Source organism: Blautia sp. ZXY-1-C6, assembly GCF_056339875.1.
Window position 1 is genome coordinate 1 of sequence record NZ_JBWJVQ010000063.1, and the last position, 3,402, is coordinate 3,402.

Annotated in this window: 4 protein-coding genes and 1 pseudogene; all 5 read right to left on the reverse strand. The window is 45.1% G+C overall.

Translation table 11 applies throughout. From position 1 onward, the window contains the following. Window positions 1-375 (reverse strand): ABC transporter permease (locus AC075J_RS02540; protein WP_476389948.1); only part of this gene is annotated, 375 nt, incomplete at its 3' end. Further along, a pseudogene (gene potA, locus AC075J_RS02545) lies at window positions 375-1,422 on the reverse strand (spermidine/putrescine ABC transporter ATP-binding protein). The gene AC075J_RS02540 and the pseudogene potA, both read right to left, overlap by 1 nt. A gap of 100 nt (window positions 1,423-1,522) precedes the next feature. Then, entirely contained in the window at window positions 1,523-2,296 is a 774-nt protein-coding gene (locus AC075J_RS02550; protein ID WP_025577620.1) for an ABC transporter permease, read from the reverse strand. Beyond that, window positions 2,293-3,156 carry an ABC transporter permease gene (locus AC075J_RS02555; protein WP_022380965.1) on the reverse strand — a complete coding sequence of 288 codons (864 nt, stop codon included), beginning with the start codon at window positions 3,154-3,156 and terminating at the stop codon, window positions 2,293-2,295. Before AC075J_RS02555 ends, AC075J_RS02550 begins: the two co-directional genes overlap by 4 nt. Next, window positions 3,143-3,402 (reverse strand): TOBE domain-containing protein (locus AC075J_RS02560; protein ID WP_476389949.1); only part of this gene is annotated, 260 nt, incomplete at its 5' end. The genes AC075J_RS02555 and AC075J_RS02560, both read right to left, overlap by 14 nt.

The following is a 3,402-nucleotide window of genomic DNA, read 5'->3' on the forward strand; positions in this document are numbered from 1 at the left end:
GATGATACCATTGTCTGACAGCAGGTTCATCCATGCATAGGTACGCAGAAGCATATTGATCCATTCCGGAATAGTTACCAACAGGATCAGAAGACTCTGGGATTTCTCCGGACATTTGGAAATAATATATGCCAGCGGATAGCCAAGTCCCAGACAGATGACCGTCGTCAGAATTCCAAGCTTAAAGGACTTGAAAATAACGCTCATATACGTAGCTTCCAGGAATTTGCGGAAATTCTCCAGGGTAAAGGAGAACGTCAGCACCTCGTTTCCGTCTTCTGTAAATGCATATAATGCGATCAGTATCAGCGGGATGACAATGACCACAAATGCCCACACAAGATATGGTTTGATAAGATTTCTGTACTGTTTCATCAGTAGCTTCCCATCTTACACATAACATGGATGTCTTCAGGCCCGAATTTCAGTCCCACTTCCCTTCCGACTTCCGCATAATCTGTGGTATGAACCATATAAGTACGAAGCTCTGTCTCAATCAGGATCTCATAATGCACGCCCTTGAAGGTAATATTGCGCACGATTCCCCTGATCTTTGCCTGACCGGGATCTACGATATCCAGATCCTCAGGTCTTAATACAACTTCAATCTCTTCATTATCTTCAAATCCCTTATCCACACATTCAAACTCAAATCCGTCAAAAGCAACCAGATAATCACGGATCATGGTTCCCTCGATAATATTGGATTCACCGATAAAGCCTGCAACAAAACGGTTTTCCGGCTCATTGTAGATGTCTGTAGGCGAACCGATCTGCTGAATCTCACCGTTATTCATAACAACAACCGTATCTGACATGGACAGGGCTTCTTCCTGGTCATGGGTAACATAAATGAAAGTGATGCCGACTTCCTGCTGAATCTTCTTTAATTCTACCTGCATCTGTTTACGGATCTTTGCATCCAGTGCACCCAGGGGCTCATCTAAAAGCAGAACCTTCGGCTCATTTACCAGGGCTCTGGCAATGGCCACTCGCTGCTGCTGTCCACCGGAGAGCAGAGTTACATCTCTTTTCCCAAAGCCTTCCAGACCAACCATCTTCAGCATACGCTCCACCTTCTGGGCGATGACAGTTTTATCGACCTTCTTCAGATTCAGCCCGAAACCGATGTTCTCCGCCACATTTAAATGAGGAAAAAGAGCATACTTCTGAAACACAGTGTTAACCTCTCTCTTGTACGGGGGAAGCTTGGAAATCTCAATCCCGTTAAACAGTACTTCTCCGTCACTTGGTTCTTCAAAGCCTGCAATGATTCGAAAGGGTGGTTGTCTTTCCACATCCGCTGGGTCCCAAAAGTGTCAGGAATTCCTTTTCGTAAATATCCAGATTGATGCCGCGCAAAACCTGCTGATCATCAAAATTCTTGGTCAGATTTTTTAACTCAATCAGTTTGTTCATCATCTTTTCCTTCCTCTAAATATATTTTTCTCTGTTTTTTTATAATCCGGCTGTTCCAAAAGCATTGACCGGCTGTTCAGAATGTTCCTAAAAGCTATATCATTTATTTTTTCTTCTTTGTTATCAGTGAATAAACAATAAAAATAACCAGTGTAGCTGCCAGCAGAATGGTACACAACGCATTGATCTCCGGCGTCACTCCCGTTTTCAGCTGTGTGTACACCTTGATCGGCAGCGTAGACAAACGCGGTCCGTTTACAAAAATACTTATTACCACATCATCCATAGACATGGCAAACGCAAGCAGCGAACCTGAAATTACCGCCGGCATAATTAAGGGCAGCGTAATATCCCGGAAAGCCCGGAAAGGTCCTGCCCCCAGATCTCTGGCTGCCTCTTCCAGTGCCGGATCCATGCCTGCCAGTCTTGCCTTCACTTCCATCAGAATATAAGGCACACAGAATACCGTATGACCTATTAACAGTGTCAGCATGCCAAAGGGCAGGTTCAGCATATAAAAGAACGCCATCAGCACCATACCAAGGATGATCTCCGGTATCATTAACGGCAATATGGAAATGTATTCCAGCGCCCCTTTTGACTTCCAGTGAATCCTTGATAACCCAACTGCACCCAGAGTACCGATCACTGCACTAACCAGACAGCTTAATACCCCAAGGATCAGACTGTTCACCAGTGCTTCCAGCATTGCTCTGTCATGGAAAAGTTCCTGATACCATTTCAGGGAAAAACCCGTAAATTTCACCGGCAGTTTGGATTCATTAAAGGAGAAAACGATCACTACCGCGATAGGGAGATACATCAGAAAGAAAATCAGCCCCATATAAAATCCGGCAAATCTTGAATTCTTTTTCATCCGATTCCCTCCAGTTCTCCGGCATTTGTCACCTTCCTGTAAATCATGATCAGTACAGTTGTAAGTACCATCATCACCACAGCAAGTGCTGCTGCAAATGGCCAGTTACTTCCTCTTGTCATCTGATCCTGGATCAGGCTTCCAACAAGTACCACTTTATTTCCGCCCAGGATATCTGCAATAAAGAACAGTCCCATGGATGGCACGAAAGTCAGGATCACACCCGAAAGCAGCCCGGGTAGTGTAAGCTTCAGTATTATGGTAAAAAATGCCTGCATTCTGGATGCCCCAAGATCTCTGGCAGCCTCCACATAAGACCAGTCCAGCTTCTCTGCACTGGAGTATACAGACATGATCATAAACGGGAGAAGCACATAAATCATACCGATCACAATTGCCGGATAGCTGTACAGGATGGACAGCGGTTTCTCAATGATCCCGAGTTTTATCAATACAAAATTCAAAAGTCCTTTTTTCTGCAGAATAATGATCCAGCCATACAGACGGATCAGGGAATTTACCCAGAACGGCGTAGACAACAGAAGCTGCGCCTTTTTCTTTCTGTGCTCCGGCAGCCTCGCCATGAAATACCCGAACGGATAGCCGATCAAAGCGATCACTATCGTACTGGTAAATGCCAGCTTCAGTGATTCCACAAATGTATTCAGGTATACAGGTTCCAGAATATTTCTGTAATTGTCCAGCGTAAATTTCCAGGTCACCCCAAATCCTCTGGAGGGCGTAGCAAAACTCAGCGCCACCATATAGACAAGGGGGCATACCACAAACACAATGGTAAAAATATACAGTGGAAGTGCCATCCATGCAGAACTGTCAGAACGGTTTCTACGCTTCTTCATGAATGTCCTCCCTGTCTACCAGTACTGCATCTGTCGGCAGAAAACTGCATCTCACTGTCTGGCCTTCTGCTACGGATGCGTCGATTCCGTATCTGCTGGCGATCAACTGTGTACCATCACTCAGCTTCAGAGTTACACGAAGCTGACCTCCTGCGAAGTTCTTCTCTGTAACAGTCGCCTGTAAACCCGATATACTATTCGTATCATGTATATCCGAAATCCCGCCTGCCACACTTATATCAACAG

What these genes read in the sequence shown, in the direction of transcription:
- AC075J_RS02550 (WP_025577620.1), bottom strand. Translation starts at nt 2,296, where the DNA reads ATGAAAAAGAATTCAAGATTTGCCGGATTTTATATGGGGCTGATTTTC.
- AC075J_RS02555 (WP_022380965.1), bottom strand. Translation starts at nt 3,156, where the DNA reads ATGAAGAAGCGTAGAAACCGTTCTGACAGTTCTGCATGGATGGCACTT.